The organism is Lactiplantibacillus sp. DA1 (genome assembly GCF_032681335.1).
Taxonomy (GTDB): Bacteria; Bacillota; Bacilli; order Lactobacillales; family Lactobacillaceae; genus Lactiplantibacillus.
The window spans coordinates 36,309-54,218 of the sequence record NZ_JAWHTQ010000002.1; the positions used below are offsets into that span (position 1 = coordinate 36,309).

Consider the following 17,910-nt stretch of genomic DNA (forward strand, 5'->3'; position numbering starts at 1 on the left):
ATCAAATTCATGTAAATAAACATATGCATAATACAAAACCAGTCTAAAAATAATAAGGATGATGAGGTGTACCCATGGAACCCATTCAAATTTCACAGACTTTATCAATTAGCAATCACCGTGTGTTTTCCGCGGATCTGAATGAGCATGATACAGTTTTCGGCGGCAAAATCTTGGCGACCATTGATGATAATTCATCGATTGCGGCATCGCGAGTGGCACGGATTGAGACGGTGACCGTATCAGTTGATCAAGTCAATTTTTTGTTGCCATTCCGGTTACAGGACTCAATGTGCGCGGAATCTTACGTTTCGGGTGTCGGTCATCGGTCAATCGAGGTGTTTACTAAAATTATTGGCGAACATTTGAAGACGGGGGAACGTTTTTTGGGCTTAACTTGTTTTTCAACGTTCGTGGTAACGGATCGTAATATTGGATTACCAGCGCTAGTGGCCGATAAGCCAGAATATGCATTTGTTGCACATGGTTATCAGGAACGCCAGGTGACTCGGTTGACTAAGTTAAAACGCCAACAAGATTTCAATGCGCACATTAGCGTTGATTTGCCTTGGTAAAAGGATTTGGGTTGACAATATTGGTAAGCCTTGTTAAGTTATAACTATCAAATATAGGAGGGGTGTTTTATGTCGGTCATTCGTTAGGGCGTTGTTGGACGAAAAAAGTGGGTCAGACCCGCTTGGTTTCGTGTACCCTAATGTGACGAATGACCACGGCATATGAACACGCCGCACGGTTTTTGCGCACAGTGGGATAAACTGGGCGCATTTTTTATTCGCAGAGCATCAGGGTGAGTCACTTTGCGAAAGGATTATAAAATTGACAATTAATTTAACTAAATATGGATTGACGACTGCAGTTGAAACAACGAGTCTTAAAGAAGACGGACAAATGCTCGGTCGCGTTATTAGCCAACACCGTGATTTATACCAAGTCATCACGGCCACTGGCGAATGGCAAGCTCGGGTTACCGGAAAACTAGCCCATGCCGCAACAAGTCCAACGGCGTTTCCGGCTGTTGGTGATTGGGTTCAGGTGTGTCCAACTGCTGATGATCAGGCTCAGATTGAAGCTATCCGACCACGTCAAAGTGTCTTGGCACGCGGAGCAGTGAATCAGCATGACGGGCAAATCATCGCCACTAATATCAACACGATTTTTATTTGTATGTCACTGAATGCGGACTTTAATGTGCGACGCGTGGAGCGTTATCTGACGATTGCGTGGGATAGTGGTGCGTTACCGGTGATCATCTTAACAAAGGCAGATGTCTGTACGGATTTAGCGGCTAAGTTACGGGCCGTGGCGGACGTGAGTGTTGGCGTGTCAACGATAACGTGTTCAGCCGAGACGGGCCAAGGATTGGATGACTTGCAACCATACCTAACGACTGGTCAAACGGTGGCCTTTGTAGGATCTTCGGGGGTTGGTAAGTCGACTTTAATTAATCGGTTACTCGGACAAGATGTCTTGACGACGAAAACGATTCGTGAAGATGATGATAAAGGACGGCACACAACGACGAGTCGGCAATTGATACCTCTACCTACAGGCGCCTGTGTGATTGATACGCCGGGAATGCGTGAACTGCAAATCTTTGTGGGCGATTTAGATCAAACTTTTGCGGAAATTGCAACGTTATCAGCGCAGTGTAAGTTTAATGATTGTACCCATACCAGTGAACCTGGGTGTGCCGTACGAGCAGCCGTTGAAGCTGGCACGGTGACGGTAGAACGGTTACAGAGTTATCAAAAATTACAACGCGAGATGAGTTATCAGGGGCTTAATTCACGCCAGTTAGAACAGGCGAAAATTCAGCGGATGTTTGGCGGCAAACAGGCAATGAAACGTATCAAGCAGCGCTATCACCGCGACTAACCTGACTAATAGGTAAATATAAAATAGTGTGAATTGAATGATAGGAGCGTGCGCCAAAAGGTGGTCTGCAAGCAACCTTTTGGCGCACGCTTCGACAATATTGACAGAAAAATTGTGTTCGGTTTCTTGAGAAAAAGTCTTTTCTCAAGCGACTGAACACTTTTAGTTTTGTCCCCAATCTCTACTCAGGTTGTACTTTCATTGTGGCGTAATGTGAACTTGGTGACCTGTTGAGCGAGATAAGCGGGCGTTTCGACCATGCCATTTTGCTGCCAATGGACGAGTATGTTGACGACGGCGCCCGAAAAATAGGCAGTGTAGTACGGTTGGCGGAGCGCGGCATTGCTCGAACCGATAATGCGATCCTGCTTGATGAGCAACGCGAAGACGGCTTCAAAGCTTTGAATGAAAATCTGAATTTTTCCGTTTTTGATCAATAATTGATTAGTCGCTGCCATTTGCTGCATGAGGGTGAAATATTGGGTCATCAATACCTGCAGTTTAACCTTCGATTGTCGTGGTAATTGGCGCAAATATTGGAGGATGGCTTGCTTTTGGTACGCTAAAATAATTTGATCAAAGCTCGTAAAATTGCGATAAAAATAAGTACGAGAAACTTGCGCATGCTGACAGAGTTCCGTAATTGAAATGCGACTTAACGGTTTTTGTGACATGAGCTGTAGTAAGGCCTCATAGACTGCAGCTAAGTTCTGGCGTTTTCGTATTTGCGGGTTCATCGGTAACAACATCTCCATTTTTGTAACGTAAGTATTTATTAATTTCCATTTTACCAGATATACTGCCATTAACTTAACGGGAGGCGGTTATTTTGAAAAAATCGATGAAAGTAATTGCGATGATGATGATTGGGATTTTTCTGTGTATGCTTGATACGACGGTCATGAATATTGCATTGCCAGCAATTCAAACGGGGTTGAACACTGATTTGGCGCACCTGTCGTGGGCATTAAATATTTATACTGTTCTGTTTGCTAGTTTGGCGATTCCACTAGGTCGTTTGGCAGATGTCTGGGGCCGTGGGCGAATGTACTTAATTGGATTAGGGTTATTCGGTATTGGGTCACTAACCTCTGGATTGAGTCTCAGTGTGGTGTTACTGATTGTTGGACGGGCCATTCAAAGTATTGGTGCAGCCATCGTCTTCCCGGCTAGTATGACGATTGGCATTCAGAGTGTCACACTTAACAAGCGGACTAGTGTGATTGCAGGGCTGGGCGTGATGCAGGGATTAGCGGCAGCGTTAGGACCAACCATTGGTGGTGCAGTCACTCAGTTTTGGGGGTGGCGGGGCATTTTTCTGATCAACGTGCCATTAGTTGTGATTGCGTTTAGTGGCTGCTTGGCATGGTTATCGTGGTGTCATCCCAGTCATGGCCAAGCGAAACTAGATCTTGGTGGGAGTGCCTTAATCATGACGACCTTATTAGCATTGACCTTGGTACTAGTTAAGGGAAACGATTGGGGGTGGACGAGTCGACTAATTATTGGCCTGGGTGTCACTAGTGTGCTGGCACTGTTTGCGTTTATCTGGACGGAAGCCCACGTGGCAGCGCCCATGGTTCCATTAGCGCTATTTAAAGACCGGCAGTTTAACGGTGCAGCGTTAGCGACCGTGTTATCAGGGGTCTTTATGGTGGCATTGTTAGTCTTAATGCCGAGCTTCTTCACGAAAGTTCAAGGTAAGACGGAACTGATGGCTGCGATTATGATTACGCCAGCATCAATGATGATTTTTGTCTTTTCACCAATCAGTGGGTTCTTGTTAGCAAAGCTTGGTGCGCGGCGCGTGATCTTTAGTGGCAGTCTCGCGATGGCTACGGGTTATGGGGTACTTAGCCTAATGAATCCTAGTCAGTACTGGCAGTTTGCATTGGCGGCGCTACTGATTGGTGCGGGTTACGGCACGATCATTGGGCCAATTACGGTATTAGCGGCCGGTGATTTTACCGGTGAGTTACTGACAGCGTCACAAAGTGTGATTGGTGTTTTCCGCCAAATTGGGACATCGTTAGCCGTCGCCATCTTCGTGTCAGCATTGGCGGTGAATTTGACAACTGCTAAGTCACGAGTCAAGTCGTATGCGGCGGTGTCTGTTGCTCAGTTATCGATTTCTGACCAGGCCAAACGCGATACGCTGCAAGTAGTTGATCACCAATTGGCGGCCGAGCAAACGGCCCAAGTGGTACATGATCCAATCACAGCGACAAAGACCCGTCGATTGGTTGCAGATCAATATGTTCAGGTGTTAAAAGCACGGTCACTGCAAGCTGCCCCAGTTCGTATTAAGGCTCAAGTTCATCAGCAGGTAGCCCAAAAGGTTCACAGTCAAGTTAAACACACTAACCAGCGAATAAGGACCGCTGCATCAGTGATTAAGGCCAAAACCAAAATTGAGTTAACTGCTGCGTTTATGCGCCCCTACCAAGTCGCTTGGCCATTCACGCTATTGCTAGTGATGACGACCTGGTGTTTTGCGGGACGGGAGCGGAAAAGTGGCAAGCCGGGTTAAGTCACGTTGATTGAGGTGGGCTTCAGGCACGTTTGAATAGCTGAGCTGGGAGGGCCCGCGAAGGTGATTGCCGCCGCTGACTTTGGAACTTGCCATCGAACTTAGCTTTGCGAGCATGTGAGGCGCTTATGCTATAATAAGGGCAAAAGGGGGTAGTCTTGATGAAAGAAAAACAAGTGTTTCATATCAATGGCTATATTGGTCTAGTGTTAGCGATTGCATTTGTGTTAGTTGGCGGTTGGCTGGTTTGGGCCGGTGCGACTGGCAACCATTTTGCTAGTATTTTTTTAGGGGCGTTGTTAATTATTATTGCGGCGTTTGGTGCTAGTTCTTTAACAATCGTTGGGCCTAATGAAGCCCGGGTGCTGACATTTTTTGGTAAGTATATCGGGACAATTCGGGATTCGGGGCTGTTTATGACCGTTCCGTTGACCAGTAAGTTTTCAATTTCATTGCGGGTTCGTAACTTTAACAGTGCCATCTTAAAAGTTAATGATCTCCGAGGAAATCCAGTGGAAATTGCGGCCGTTATCGTGTTCAAAGTTGTTGATACCAGTATGGCGCTCTTTGCGGTAGATGATTATGAACAATTTGTTGAGATTCAAAGTGAATCAGCGTTACGGCATGTCGCATCGGAGTATCCCTATGACACGTTTGATGATGATAAAAAGATTACGCTGCGGAGCAATCCAACTGAAGTTTCTGACCGATTAACGGAAGAGCTTCAGGAACGGCTAGATGTCGCGGGGGTTGAAATTGTGGAAACGCGCTTAACGCACCTTGCTTATGCGACTGAAATTGCCAGTGCGATGTTACAACGGCAACAATCTTCAGCAATATTATCCGCCCGCAAAGTCATCGTGGAAGGTGCCGTTTCAATTACCGAAGATACGATTGCTCGTTTGGAAAAGGATACAGGGATGCAGTTGTCGGATGATAAGAAGCTGCAATTGATCAATAATATGATGGTCACCATTATTTCGGAGCGGGGGACTCAGCCAATTGTGAATACTTCGGAGGTTAAGTAGGAACGTTGATATAACAACAATTATAAGCTAATAACAGTCAAGGCGCACCTTTAAAAACAAGGTTCGCCTTTTTTGCCGTAAGGAGTACCGTAACGTTTTGTCATTTTTTTCCAAAATGACAAATTTCAGTAAATTTAATCTGAAAAAGCCTTCATTTTTTTTGCTACGTCTGCTTCCCAGATTTACAGTTGAAGCGCAGCAAATGACCGTGAAGGCTTACTGGTTGGGCTAACCTTATACCAGTCTTACCAAGGTATTGCGCAATAAATCGGTTGCTCCAAAGCAATTATTTCGTGTGTCGTTAGTTGAAACGGTGACCATTCTAAGTATCCGCTGTCATTGCTTCACGGAATGGTCTTAGCATAACTACTTTAGCAGCATAAAACGGTAAGTGTATCTATTCAACAATTTATCCAGATCAAAGATCGATTTACTGAGTTTACAAACAGCGTTAAGAAATGTAAAGCTGTCTGATATTAATAAGCAAGTAGCACAGCGAAAATTGATTTTTGGCTACATGGGTTATCAGTTTAGATGAAATAAGAAAATCCTGAATTAGACCTGAGTAATCAGTGCGGGATTTTTTGTTAGCTATTAAAGTCCGAATGCAGGCGCATATTGTAATAGTCCAGCGTAGTCATCATTTTGTTGAAATATCTTTACCATAAATACATCCTCAGGTACTTCCATTGGCGCTATTATTCCGTATGTGCTGGCTGGCTTGTAGCCAAAGCGACTATAGTAATGAGGATCACCGAGAATGCTAATGAACTTATAATTATTATTTTGGGCAATGCTGTCGATTTTCATCATCAATTGTGAGCCAATCCCTTTGCCTTGGTATTCGGGTAGGACACTAATAGGGGCTAAAACTAATCCTTTGATTTGATTGATTTTTGCTTCACTTAGTAAAGCATGGCCAACAACTTTATTATCGGTGATTACAACACTTTCAAAGGTTTTAGTACTGCTATTTCTTAATGTTAAGGTTAACTCTGCCTCACCGTTATAACCATGTTCAGATTTCTTGAAAGCATTGCGAATTAAGCTGTCAACAGAATTAGTCATTTCGGTTTTAAATATTTCGGTTCTCATAAATAATAATCTCCTCTAATTGATGGGGGATTTCCCCGTGAAGTAGCTTAAGCATCTGTATGTTAGCTACTCAGATATAGTAAATTCATTTATTTTATAATATATCCCGGTAATTGCCTAATTGTAAAGTAATAAAGCTATTCTATATGGTGGACGATTGCTCAACATAACAGTTGAGCATATATATCTGAGCCGTTCAAAACGGAAAATAAGCGATTTAATCAAATGACTGTTAAAACCCATACTGACATCGGCTAATGTAATTTTTGCATAAATGCTATTTGCAATTTAAGTGTTGTTTAGTTCAGTAAATATAAAATAATCAGCCCACCATTGAAATTATTTTCAATGGTGGGCTGATTATATGACCGTCATCATCACTGTAAAAATCAGTCATTGCATCTTCAATTGTCAATCCTTGACCACTATGATGCTGGTTGTTACGGTCAATAACTAAAAACATTTGAGTTTCTGTATTAAGTTGAATACGATATTTCATCATGATATCCTCCACATTCTAGTTCCGAATGTAAGGTAGCGAATAATTAGAATGTATCATATTTTGATAAAAACGCAAGTGAGATGCTCAACATATATATAATAGTTACCTCACTACAATTGTTTAAGACGTATGCTTATAAAACAGAAAGGGGTTTATAAGCTATCTTTATTGTTCAGATGCTTTTGCGAAGAGTTATTACTTTGTGAAAATTTATATTAAACTGAAAGGCCATCTGAATCGTCTCTAGTAGCCCAATGCTTAATAAAATTGTGCGCGCTGGATCGATTGTTAATGCATTCGTTGCACTATTAATTAGCATCGTCTCAATTTTCAAAAGTTTTTTGTTGAGATTCAGTTAATTTTGTCATGTTTTCACCTCGTATAACTATAATCAGACAAGAATTCTATAAATATACTTAAATCTCAAAAAGTTGTTCAGCAAGTATCAATAATAATTTTAAACGTGGGTAAAACAGCTAAATGATGGGACTTTTAGTCGCTGTGCATCTTTGTGGAAATCGTCACGAGGTCGCGTTATATTGAAAAGTAAGGAGGGGATCTTATGGTAAAGACGAAAAAAAATAATGTCTTCCGTTACTTATTAGTTATAATTGGGATGATGGTTGCGTTTTTAGGATTTGGGGCAGTTCAAGTGTCGGCCCATGGATTTGTGACTAATCCGGGTGGCCGAGCTTATTTGGGAAGTACCTGGTATCCAGGTGGTCCATTAAATACAAATATCGGGTCAGTTATGTACGAACCACAAAGCATTGAAGCACCTAAAAATACATTTATAGATGGTAAAATTGCAAGTGCCGGTATTCCTAATTTTTCACAATTAGATGAACAAACTGCTAATAGATGGTATAAAACACCGGTTAAAGCTGGAAACCTTGATGTTACTTGGCAGTTGACTGCTCGTCATAAAACGAGTACTTGGGATTATTATATTACAAAGCCGGGTTGGAATCCGAACGCGCCACTTAAGTTTAGTGATTTCAAGAAAATTGCTAGCTACAATGATAAAGGTGCAATGCCCAATGAATTTGTGACGCATCAAGTCAATATTCCATCAGAGGAAAAAGGCTATCAAGTATTATTAAGTGTTTGGAATATAGCAGATACTGGTAATGCCTTTTATCAAGTTTCAGATATCAATGTTCAATAAACCGCTGCCCGATAACTTCAATGTGACTTTTTAGTAATAAAATTGTTAGTTACACAATATCTGAAAACCTTACTGATCATAGTTCTAGAGCGGTAAGGTTTTTGATTTCACTGTTGAAAGTGATGTTTCTTATGCCTGCTGCATGGGCAAGTGTGACGATTTAGGGTGTAGCAAAACGACCTGAGTACGTCCACGTTGGCTTCTCAAAGCGGTAGATCCATCAGTGTAACAATTTATTTTGGAAATAAGCTAATGATTAGGTAGAAAAAATTCCGCACTGTCTCAACATGGTAGTGCGGGATTTTTTCTATGTGTAAGCTCACACTTCCTTATTTAGTAGTACATTTTAAAACGAGGAATGCCAAGCGAACCACGCTAGACAGTTGTGAGAATTGATTCAGGTGCCATTTATATTTTTTAAATAGCTGGAGAAAATGTTTTATTGTGAGACCACTCAGTAAAATCCGTAGCGAATACAAACTGAACAAACAACAAAAGTGGTTAAAAAGCCTGTTTAGAACTTGTGATAAAGGCCATAAAGTAACGAAAATCTATAATCATGATTATTGTGTCGTGAAGTGCAAACAATCAGTAGCCTTAATTGAAATTTGGACATCGCATCTCTTAAAGGAGGTGTCCACTTCATGCTCTTTTAATAGTCAACTAGTGGATTAAATAAATCTAGTTGCCAATGCCACTCATGTAGATTAAGCCATACCAACCGCGTGTAAACATTTTGTTGGTGAAGGTTGTTAATTCTGAAATTAATTTGTCTTGTTCAGAAGAAAAATGGTATTTCTTAGCAACCGCAATTGCTTGAAATTGACTATTCAATTCATTAATTGCATCAGGTACTTGTTGATAACGCTTAGTAGTTGAATCTGGTTGGTTGATGGTCGCATAGGCTTTACTGATTAGTTTTCTTATGTCGACTCTTTCAACTGGAACTGATGCATTTAGTTGTTCCAAAAGCTGATTAACAATAGTTAAACGAGCTAATTTTTTTTGCTGTTTCATAATTCAATCTCCACTATAAAAAAGTTTTTTCTTATTCTATCACAATAATCTAAGATTTTCATCCTGACTTATGGTTAATAGCAGCAAAGAACTAATTTATTTTTACAGTTCAGTGACAACGTCGTAATCAAGAACAGTTTTCATTTGTTGTGATGGCTGTATAAAAGCTTTTTGTGGAAAGATGATAAAGAGGCCATAATGGTTTCAAAATAAAATGGTATTAAAAGACATTATGTTCCCTTAAAAATAATAATCGCAGTCAGTCCTTAGTGATGTAATTTTTTATATAATAGATAAGAAGTGATGATGGCAATAATAGCCACGACAACTATGTCAATAGTCCAATCAATTGCGGATAAACTCCGGAAGTAGTCGAACAAATTATTATTAAGCATGTTTTTTCCCTTAGTCTGTTAATGAGAATTCCTATATACCCTTTTCAATTGTAAGTTTAGATTATTGTATAAAGCAAATCGCATTGTTGCTGAATGGTTAATTTAATTGCCCGTTTAGATATGATTTGCCAATAATAATGACTAACCCGATTACGATTAATAATAAACTAACATAATTGAGTGGCCGACTTTTACTTTGATAATGAGTAAACCAGCCATATTTGACTCGTGTATTAGCAACATTGATGATGATACCGATACCAGTGATAATGCTGCCAATTACTATCATAAGATCCATCTGTGTACCTCCGTTTAATTAAGTCAGTTAACTCAAATCTGTTAACGGTCAATGGCCTGGGTGGATTGAGTTAGGATGGCGACGGTTTATTAGAATATATTCAGAAGTAGTAATTTGAATAAAAATAAATGGATGATTCTAAATGTATACAATATATTAAGATAACAAATGTTGTCAATATAGATGCAATGTACATTTTATGACGTCAGTACGAATTTGTGTTAAATAATAATTTTAAGTGATGAGAAATAAACACATCGACTTGAGTGGGGATGGCTGATAGTACTTCAAAATAATAAAGATAATTAATGCTTTAAATAATCAGGGCTGGACACATAATGCTTTGTGTATGGAATACTCATTAATATGAGACCAAGAAATTTGCCAAACGTTATTTAGGAAAAATCATGTGTTATTAGTAAAATGCAAATTGTTGGTATAAAACACCAGTAAAGGCAGGCAATTTTAGGGTGACTTGGCGATGGACAGTTCGCCATAAAACCAGTATGTGGGATTATTATCTAAGAAAGCCTGGTTTGAATTCGAACGCACCCCCTCAAGAGTGGTAATTTCGAGAAAATTGCTAGCTACAATGATAACAGTGCAACACCTAGTGAATTCGTGACAAATCAAGTCAATATTTCATCGAATGAAAAGGGGAATCGAGTACTATTAAGTGTTTGGAACATAGTGGATACTGGTACTGCCTTTTACCAAGTCTCGGATTTTAATAGCCAATAATATTTAGTCAGTCAGGCTTAATTTATCTTTAATATGCGTTGGGACAATAAAAATTATGTTTGAAGTTATAATGAAAAAGTCTTACTGGTTTTAGTTGGCTAGTAAGACTTTGTTATCAATTTAAGTTAAGAAGACTTTAATAAGTCAGCAACATTGGCAATCAATGAAAGCGACATCTGCGGTAGCAACTGTTAAGTAGTTCGGATTGTTAATGAAGTTACAACTGCTCGATAATATAGGCCGATAGAATGACAATAATATTGAATATCAGCCTGATTATTAGCATGATTTCAGTCAATAACTAAGCGAGTGACGGGAATCGAACCCGCGACTACAGCTTGGAAGGCTGTCGTTTTACCACTAAACTACACTCGCATGAATTGAGCACTCAGCTTGTATGCGCTGCGTCTTTGAACTGATATGACAGCAGTAGCACCGCACGTTATTAGAACTCTCTTATTAGCTAAATGATTATATTTTAATTATATCGTAAGCAGTTGACGATCGTAAAATAAAAAGCAGTATGAATTATTCAATAGGCTTCAATTAATTATTCACCGTAAAATATTTAGTCTATGTTTGTTAATCAGAAGAATAGTTATCGACATATTGGCATCGTGAGCAGTTGTGATGACTATTAAATAAAATTAATTGTCATCATTGATATGTATATTTATGGATTTGTCATACAAGACGCGGTATATTAACCATGTTAATTACTAATTCTTGGGGGTGGACAATAATGAGTAAAGTTTATACGGATGTGTTCAACATCAAGCATACGGATTGTACCGTGGTGGATACGATCAATGATTTTAGTCGAATCTTTATTATTCAAGATAAATATGGGTCACGGTTTACTTGTCTCAAAGATGATGCCCGCCCGGCTAAAAAGGGTAGTGGTCACTGGACGAGTGCCAATCCAGAAGATGCACCGCAGGACTACGCTGTGCCTTATCGGTCAAGAAAACGGCAACGTAGAACGTTGTAGCTTTTGTTGGGCCACCATATTTTAAGTATAGTTGGTGCAATACAAGTGTTGTCCTGTAAAGAATACGGTCAAACCGTATTAAACTTTCAACAATATCAAATAACGGCCCCCGCAGTCATGACTGTGGGGGCCGTTATTTGATATTGTTTGAGCCTAATTCAATAGTGCGACGCCTAATGTCAAGTAAGTCGCAAAGCAAATCCAGACCATGTAGGGGACCATCAAAATTGCAGCTAGTCGGCTATTACGATAAAACTGCAAGATACAAAGTAGGACGACTAAATCCAGAATAATGATAATGACTAGCCCCCACCAATATGCAGACTGGCTGAAAAAGATGATACTCCAGATAAAGTTTAACAACAATTGAATCCCAAACAACGCGGTATTCATAATACGGTCACGTCGGTTGATTGTCTGTTGGTAAACTAAGTAGCCGGCAATTGCGATGAGAGCATATAAGATGGGCCAAACGATGCCAAATAGGCCGTCTGGTGGCGAAAGCACTGGTAGGTTAAGCCCATTATAAATTGCTTTAATATCACCGGCTAACCAGGCTGATAAACTGCCGATGGCTTCAACCACGACAATAAAAATGAGCAGATGAAGCCAGTTGAATTTAGGATGTTCTTTGATCATCTGTTTCCCTCCAGTCTAATGATTCGCTAATCAGTATCGTCTGGTGTATTAATTACCGCCACGTTGACTTCTGCTTTTTGCACCACGTACGCAGTGGTTGAGCCAAGCAAAATTCGAGAAACCGCATTAGTACCAGATTTACCCATGACAATTAAATCAATAGCATATTTTTTGGGGAGATCTGTGGCAATACTTGCTTTGGGTGAACTATTAACTTGGATTGGGAGAGCTTCTACTTGCGCATCGGTGGCTAATTGTTGACCACGATCTAAAATATCCTGACTATTATCTTTCGCGACCTTTAATAGATTGGTATATAATGTGCCTCCATAAGCTGCTGGACTATACGCATTTAAACGCGTGATATCAATGACATTGACCAGAAACAATTTTGATTTGAACGTCTGCGCCAATTTGACTGCGTGCTTTAGGGCCATGTAGGAATTGTCAGAACCATCAAGTGGAACTAAAATATTTTGATACATCATCAGGACCTCCTAGTTGAAATTAATTATTATGGTAATGATAACATTTGATTAATTTTAACGTCTATTAATATGATTAATTATCTTGTTATAAAAGACGCAACATTCATTGTCCGAGATAGTCGATGAATGTTGCGTCTAATTAAATTACTGCCAACGATTTGGTCGTGATGGTAATACCATCAAAATAAAGAACCAGATCGTCCCAATGAGTGGAACTAAGTCAATCAGAATCCACCATGCAGTGTGATCACTGTCATGTAATCGGCGGAATTTCAGTGAGAGTGTTCCTAACCAAACAATTAACGCAATCAGTTTACTCATCGTGTTAACGCTCAGGTCACTCCAATTATAGATATCTTCAATGGGGTGTCCCATAATCATCTGAATAATGGCAATGATCAACCCACCAAGGATATAGTTGATGATAACAGGCCACCAGTATTCGGAGCGTGTTGCCGTGCCAGAAAAGTTTAATAGATTGTCCCAAAATTTGCGATAGGCGTTTGCCATCGTAATCCCCCCAATGAAATGTGATATGTGAGTTATTATTAACTATGAGCTAATGGTGTCAATAAATAACCACATCTAACTATAACTATAAAATTAATTTTGTGCAATTAAATTACTGATTTTTTGTGATCAAAATAATTAACGATCATGATGTTGCTGGTACGATCAATTCAAAACGGTCGGCTAGATAGCTTAGTTCGATTGGAAGCTTAACTGCTGGATCACCGTCAATCCGAGTCGTAACGGACTGACTGGTCGCGCTAGTAATCTGGGCACTAGTTGCTGTTAATTGAGTAATAGCTTTAGAGTGCTGCAAGTTTCCCGTTAGTGCGAACCAAATATAAGGAATAACTTGTCGCCATCCAATGTTATTCAGTAGGCTGATGTGCATTTTGCCGGGAGCAGATGCGCTATAGACGTACCCACCGACTGATTTAGTTGTCGTAATTAAGCAGAACCATGTTTTTAGCGTGTGGCTTGGTTCATGTTTGAATTGATAGCGGATCGGAAGTGACTTATTGTGACCGATATGACGAATAGCTCGGTAAACGTAGCTTAGCTTTCCAAATCGTTGCTTCTCTGATTGGCGAACTTCATTAGAAATATCAGCCAAATTGCCGAATGTCAGTGAACTGACGACTGCGCGCCGTTGATTACAAACGAGCATTCCCACCGACTGAGTTGCAGGCTGGGTACAAATTAGCTCAATTGCTGCTTCTGGGTCAGTTGGTAACTGGTAACGGGTGGCAAAATTGTTCACTGTCCCCATAGGAATAATCCCGATGCGAATGTGTGCCTCAGCCTGAATCAAGGCAGTCATGGCAACATTAAGTGTACCATCCCCGCCAATAATAATTAGTGCCGCTAGTTGAGGCAGGGTTTGTTTAATTAAGGCAATTGCTCGCGGAATACCTGGCGTTGTGAGTAATTGTGTTTGAATGCCGTGTTTCAGTAACGCTTGTGCGGTTTGATGAGCGACGGTCGCTGCTTGGCCACTGCCAGCTTGACCATTATAAAAAATACCGTAAGTTGTTGTCATGATAATCACCTCTGAAATATAAAATTAAGTTCATTTATAATTTGTTGATTAAGTCTTTAATAGTTAAAGTATAGCGTGAACGTTGGGTTACCCGGAAACGATATGCATCCTTCAGTGTACTGTCAGGTGTAATGAGCGTTTTGATTGCCCAGCATAAAAATTATAGTTATGATAATTTTAATTACAATAATGCTGGCAATCGGGAGTGGTCACAATGGGATGGATCGGCGCTATTATACTTGGATTAACCGTGGGGATCGCTGCAAATGCAGTGGGATCACATGGGCAACGGCAAACAATAATCAATTTAATCATGGGCCCATTGGGTGCGCTTGGTGGTCAGCTAGGATTTGGTTCTGTTGGACCAGCAATTGCTGGGATGACGCTATTGCCAGTAGTTAGTGGGGCGATTGTTTTGATTGTGATTGGTATGCTTATCGTTCAAACACTTCAACCACAGTAATTGTGATTGTTTATGAAAATAGGGAGGTGCCCAAAATGGCTAAAATTAAACGACAGACCCCTGGTTTTTGGGGTAAATTATCATTATTGATTGCGATTGGACAATTAGGCTTGACTATTTATCGTGAAGTTCGCCAGTTCAAAGAACACCGTTAGGATAAAGGGGATGATGACATGCATTGGTTATGGGTAATAATTGTAGGCTCCGCAGTTGGTGCGTTTGCGGGTGCGATTATGAGCTCTGGTCAATCACGTGGATGGCTTGGGCATATTATTGCTGGGGTGATTGGGGCTCTGCTTGGTGAAGTGCTGATTGGACCAATTGGCCCCGAATTGGCAGGGATGACCGTAATGCCAGCCGCAATTGGGGCCATTGCTGTCACCTTAATCATGATGCTGTTGATCCAGTGGTCACGGGTCAGATAACTACTTACCTTAGAGAATCATTAGGATCTATAGATGGCTTCGAGATGTGAGTAATATCGGAGCCGTTTTTTAGTCTGCAATTACGATTAGTTCATTCGTCACAAAAAAAACGGATGATAGTTTAAAACTATCACCCGTTTTCGCCGTGCCCACGACAAGTTTTAATCGTCTGATTGCTTCTTCAATTTATCCTTAGCTTCATCAACGACGCCCTTAACGGTTTCTTCAGCGTCAGCTAATTTGTCCTTAGCTTTACCCATTAAGGATTGGGTCTTGCCTTCTGCTTCACGTGCACGATCCCCGGTAACTTTGCCTTCAACTTCTTTGGCCTTACCGCTCAATTGATCTTTTTTGCTATCGAATTTCTTGTTAACATCACTCATAAAAAGCGCCTCCTAATATAAGAATTACCCTTAGTTTGCTATAAGTGATGTTAAAACGCAATCAATATGCATAAGTTTCACAGCCATTCCGTCAAAAACGCAATCAGCAGAGCCGCAAAGTTAAGTAGCCAGACTTGTTGACGTTGTGACAAGTTGATCTCAGGGTGATGAGTTAAAGTAATCGCATTAATGAGTACTAGTAGAATAATCAATGAGCTAAGTATATCGTTGGTATTGATTAGCATATGGCTGTTAACAATACCAGCCCAATGAGTTAAGGCCAGAATTAAATTAAAGAAGCAACCAATTAAGATACTATTGCGTAAGCTTTTTAGCACGAACATCGTGGCGAGCCTCCTTACTAACAATGGTAATCATTGTTAGTAAGAAAAATACAGCAGAGGACAGTAAAAAACATAGCGCAAGTTTTATTCGGACAGTAACAAAACTAATGTCCGTGATTATTGTTGTCGGTAGTGCGGTACAAAAGCCCATCAATTTCGATGCCAAATCGAAGTTGATGGGCTTTAAAAATCAGTTATTAATGTTAACACTAATCCATCTACATTGAGTGAGTTAGTGCGGAAATTCAACAAAGCGGTCGCTGGTTCAAAAATTAAAGATTCAAATCAGTATCATAGTTTAAAGGTGACATATCAGTACTTTTAGTAATCAGATCAGCTGCCAAGGCTTGCATTGCAGCTAATGCTTGCTCAGCGGCTTCCTGATTAGCAGTCGTTAAGGCCGCCGCTAATTCGTTACCGCGCAATTGGACAACTTGCCGATCAGTGGTCATGATATGGTGACCCAGTTGAATTGCCAGTTCTTTTTGCACTGTTTGCAGATCACCATGTAGTTCGTGATAGTGGGCATCTACCAAGATACCAACGTGCTTGAAAACCCAGTATGCCGAGGTTGCAGCATATTTTTCAGTTGCAATCTGATACGCTGCGGGAGTGGTCGTCGCACCTGCATAGAACGGGACATAAACACTTTCAGCAGTGACACCCATCGCTAACCAGTGGATACCGCTAAGGGTGACTGGTACTTCAGGTCGCAATTGTAAGACGTGTGATTCTTGCGTCTTAGCAAGACTAATAGGGCGGTACTGGTGCTTTTCAGCAACGGATCCCTGACCTACAGGATCAAACGGGGTCCCCTGATAATGAGAAGCCAAATAGCTTTGAACTTGATCAATATGGATCAGGCCATCGGCGCGTTGAATGAACGGTAAATTAAACGACTCGGGTGTTTGCGGCACACTTGGTGTGAAGTGTCTTTGACCATACCAAACACGAGGTGTGTTGTAATAACGATCAGCAAGGTCGGCCGTTCCGAACACTTCACGAAAATTTAATCCGTTATCCATGGAGGCAAGCTGATTGTCCAAAACAAAGTTCCGAATATTTTGTGCGTAGAGATAATTATCGTGATCACTAAAATCAATTTCTTGAATGGCAAGTTGGTTGGCGACAACTGCATAGGCGTCATCTGGAATTCGTTGTGCAACCCAATAATGGCCGGCGCCAGTCTCCATGTACCAGACTTCATTAACGTCGCTAAAGAGAATACCGTTCGTTTCGTACGTGCCGTATTCTTCAATAATGTGGCCGAGACGTTCAACGCCTTCACGGGCGGACTGAATATATGGTAAGGTGACCGTCACCATGGCTTCTTCACCAATCCCGGTGCTGACATAGGGATCGGCAGCTAATACTCGCGTGTTACAATAAGCACTTTCAGTTGCACTCATCGCAACACCGTATTCGTTGATTCCATCCTCCTCAAATAGGCCGTACTGATCTGTCCATTCAGGGGTGGCCGTGTATTTAGCTCGGATTTTCGGTAACGTCATTGTAAAGGGATGGTCCTGATCTTGAGATTTGAATGTTTGTGGTTCCTCAAATTCGTGATGCGCGTGAATCACCATTTTTTTCGCCCAAGCGGCGCGTGAATCTTCATTACGACCAATCATGGTCGAACCATCCGCACTAGCATTTTTACCCACTAAGATACTAGTACAAGCGGAATAAGGGTTAAATTGATGGGACAACATATGGAACCTTCTTTCCCCACTTCACTGGAAGTTAATCGCAACAAAGTAGCATAAGCATTTTTATTAAATTAATTTTAGCATGTTTGTTAATAAATGGGACTTTTAAGTTCTTTGAGCCGGATTGGTTTTAATGAAAGTGTTTAAGTCAGGCGCAGTTATTGGCGATCGTTATCAATGATTAACTTGGCGACATCATGGCTTGCAAAACGCGAAAGATTAAAGTAAGATTAAAACATTCGAAAATAG

The 17,910-nt window shown here is 40.8% G+C and carries 22 protein-coding genes and 1 tRNA gene; 10 read left to right on the forward strand and 13 right to left on the reverse strand.

Features of this window, described 5'->3' with window-relative positions; translation table 11 throughout:
* The first annotated feature begins 74 nt into the window (after positions 1 to 74).
* Positions 75 to 575, forward strand: a complete 501-nt coding sequence (locus RXV91_RS02770; protein ID WP_316438572.1) for an acyl-CoA thioesterase — start codon at positions 75 to 77, stop codon at positions 573 to 575.
* 262 nt (positions 576 to 837) lie between these two features.
* A complete protein-coding gene (rsgA, locus tag RXV91_RS02775; RefSeq protein WP_316438573.1) occupies positions 838 to 1,896 on the forward strand; it encodes a ribosome small subunit-dependent GTPase A in 1,059 nt (352 codons plus the stop codon).
* 185 nt (positions 1,897 to 2,081) lie between these two features.
* Here rsgA and RXV91_RS02780 read toward each other — a convergent pair whose 3' ends face one another.
* On the reverse strand, positions 2,082 to 2,633 hold the full coding sequence (locus tag RXV91_RS02780) for a TetR/AcrR family transcriptional regulator (RefSeq protein ID WP_131509901.1): 552 nt from the start codon (positions 2,631 to 2,633) through the stop codon (positions 2,082 to 2,084).
* An 89-nt stretch (positions 2,634 to 2,722) separates the two neighbouring features.
* Here RXV91_RS02780 and RXV91_RS02785 point away from each other — a divergent pair, with 89 nt between their 5' ends.
* Positions 2,723 to 4,426 carry an MFS transporter gene (locus tag RXV91_RS02785; protein WP_316438947.1) on the forward strand — a complete coding sequence of 568 codons (1,704 nt, stop codon included), beginning with the start codon at positions 2,723 to 2,725 and terminating at the stop codon, positions 4,424 to 4,426.
* Positions 4,427 to 4,587: 161 nt separating this feature from the next.
* A complete protein-coding gene (locus RXV91_RS02790) occupies positions 4,588 to 5,454 on the forward strand; it encodes an SPFH domain-containing protein (protein ID WP_316438574.1) in 867 nt (288 codons plus the stop codon).
* 594 nt (positions 5,455 to 6,048) lie between these two features.
* Here the strand turns inward: RXV91_RS02790 and RXV91_RS02795 are convergent.
* On the reverse strand, positions 6,049 to 6,549 hold the full coding sequence (locus tag RXV91_RS02795; protein ID WP_316438575.1) for an N-acetyltransferase: 501 nt from the start codon (positions 6,547 to 6,549) through the stop codon (positions 6,049 to 6,051).
* A 322-nt stretch (positions 6,550 to 6,871) separates the two neighbouring features.
* Entirely contained in the window at positions 6,872 to 7,051 is a 180-nt protein-coding gene (locus RXV91_RS02800; RefSeq protein ID WP_316438576.1) for a hypothetical protein, read from the reverse strand.
* Positions 7,052 to 7,613: 562 nt separating this feature from the next.
* Between RXV91_RS02800 and RXV91_RS02805 the strand changes: the two genes are divergently transcribed.
* Positions 7,614 to 8,219 (forward strand): lytic polysaccharide monooxygenase, encoded by a 606-nt coding sequence (locus RXV91_RS02805; RefSeq protein WP_316438577.1) that lies wholly within the window; start codon positions 7,614 to 7,616, stop codon positions 8,217 to 8,219.
* A gap of 681 nt (positions 8,220 to 8,900) precedes the next feature.
* Here RXV91_RS02805 and RXV91_RS02810 read toward each other — a convergent pair.
* Positions 8,901 to 9,239 carry a hypothetical protein gene (locus RXV91_RS02810; RefSeq protein ID WP_396426733.1) on the reverse strand — a complete coding sequence of 113 codons (339 nt, stop codon included), beginning with the start codon at positions 9,237 to 9,239 and terminating at the stop codon, positions 8,901 to 8,903.
* Between the two features lie 489 nt (positions 9,240 to 9,728).
* Positions 9,729 to 9,929: a hypothetical protein gene (locus RXV91_RS02815; RefSeq protein ID WP_316438579.1), complete on the reverse strand. Its 201-nt coding sequence runs from the start codon at positions 9,927 to 9,929 to the stop codon at positions 9,729 to 9,731.
* Positions 9,930 to 10,399: 470 nt separating this feature from the next.
* Between RXV91_RS02815 and RXV91_RS15300 the strand changes: the two genes are divergently transcribed.
* Together RXV91_RS15300 and RXV91_RS02820 are read left to right on the forward strand one after the other, a co-directional pair.
* A complete protein-coding gene (locus tag RXV91_RS15300) occupies positions 10,400 to 10,498 on the forward strand; it encodes a hypothetical protein (RefSeq protein ID WP_396426714.1) in 99 nt (32 codons plus the stop codon).
* 10 nt (positions 10,499 to 10,508) lie between these two features.
* Entirely contained in the window at positions 10,509 to 10,670 is a 162-nt protein-coding gene (locus RXV91_RS02820; RefSeq protein WP_316438948.1) for a lytic polysaccharide monooxygenase, read from the forward strand.
* A gap of 304 nt (positions 10,671 to 10,974) precedes the next feature.
* Here the strand turns inward: RXV91_RS02820 and RXV91_RS02825 are convergent.
* Positions 10,975 to 11,045: transfer RNA gene (locus RXV91_RS02825), tRNA-Gly, on the reverse strand.
* A 367-nt stretch (positions 11,046 to 11,412) separates the two neighbouring features.
* On the opposite strand from RXV91_RS02825, the gene RXV91_RS02830 reads away from it, so the two are divergent.
* Positions 11,413 to 11,661 carry a hypothetical protein gene (locus tag RXV91_RS02830; protein ID WP_316438580.1) on the forward strand — a complete coding sequence of 83 codons (249 nt, stop codon included), beginning with the start codon at positions 11,413 to 11,415 and terminating at the stop codon, positions 11,659 to 11,661.
* A gap of 153 nt (positions 11,662 to 11,814) precedes the next feature.
* Here the strand turns inward: RXV91_RS02830 and RXV91_RS02835 are convergent, their stop codons facing one another.
* The 4 genes from RXV91_RS02835 to RXV91_RS02850 form a co-directional block, all read right to left on the reverse strand.
* The gene (locus RXV91_RS02835) at positions 11,815 to 12,300 is read right to left on the reverse strand and encodes a TspO/MBR family protein (RefSeq protein ID WP_316438581.1); all 486 of its coding nucleotides are present in this window, start codon (positions 12,298 to 12,300) and stop codon (positions 11,815 to 11,817) included.
* Positions 12,301 to 12,326: 26 nt separating this feature from the next.
* Complete coding sequence (locus RXV91_RS02840) at positions 12,327 to 12,785, reverse strand: universal stress protein (RefSeq protein ID WP_021731444.1); 459 nt, start codon at positions 12,783 to 12,785, stop codon at positions 12,327 to 12,329.
* Between the two features lie 147 nt (positions 12,786 to 12,932).
* Positions 12,933 to 13,298: a DUF805 domain-containing protein gene (locus tag RXV91_RS02845; protein WP_316438582.1), complete on the reverse strand. Its 366-nt coding sequence runs from the start codon at positions 13,296 to 13,298 to the stop codon at positions 12,933 to 12,935.
* Positions 13,299 to 13,443: 145 nt separating this feature from the next.
* On the reverse strand, positions 13,444 to 14,337 hold the full coding sequence (locus RXV91_RS02850; RefSeq protein ID WP_316438583.1) for a diacylglycerol kinase family protein: 894 nt from the start codon (positions 14,335 to 14,337) through the stop codon (positions 13,444 to 13,446).
* Between the two features lie 214 nt (positions 14,338 to 14,551).
* Between RXV91_RS02850 and RXV91_RS02855 the strand changes: the two genes are divergently transcribed.
* A complete protein-coding gene (locus RXV91_RS02855) occupies positions 14,552 to 14,800 on the forward strand; it encodes a hypothetical protein (protein ID WP_316438584.1) in 249 nt (82 codons plus the stop codon).
* Positions 14,801 to 14,973: 173 nt separating this feature from the next.
* The gene (locus tag RXV91_RS02860; protein WP_316438585.1) at positions 14,974 to 15,225 is read left to right on the forward strand and encodes a GlsB/YeaQ/YmgE family stress response membrane protein; all 252 of its coding nucleotides are present in this window, start codon (positions 14,974 to 14,976) and stop codon (positions 15,223 to 15,225) included.
* Between the two features lie 161 nt (positions 15,226 to 15,386).
* On the opposite strand, the gene RXV91_RS02865 is transcribed toward RXV91_RS02860, so the two are convergent.
* From RXV91_RS02865 to RXV91_RS02875, 3 genes are all read right to left on the reverse strand, one after another.
* Positions 15,387 to 15,608 (reverse strand): CsbD family protein, encoded by a 222-nt coding sequence (locus RXV91_RS02865; protein ID WP_021731451.1) that lies wholly within the window; start codon positions 15,606 to 15,608, stop codon positions 15,387 to 15,389.
* A 77-nt stretch (positions 15,609 to 15,685) separates the two neighbouring features.
* The gene (locus RXV91_RS02870) at positions 15,686 to 15,952 is read right to left on the reverse strand and encodes a hypothetical protein (RefSeq protein WP_316438586.1); all 267 of its coding nucleotides are present in this window, start codon (positions 15,950 to 15,952) and stop codon (positions 15,686 to 15,688) included.
* Between the two features lie 272 nt (positions 15,953 to 16,224).
* Entirely contained in the window at positions 16,225 to 17,664 is a 1,440-nt protein-coding gene (locus RXV91_RS02875; protein WP_316438587.1) for a C69 family dipeptidase, read from the reverse strand.
* Positions 17,665 to 17,910: the final 246 nt, after the last annotated feature.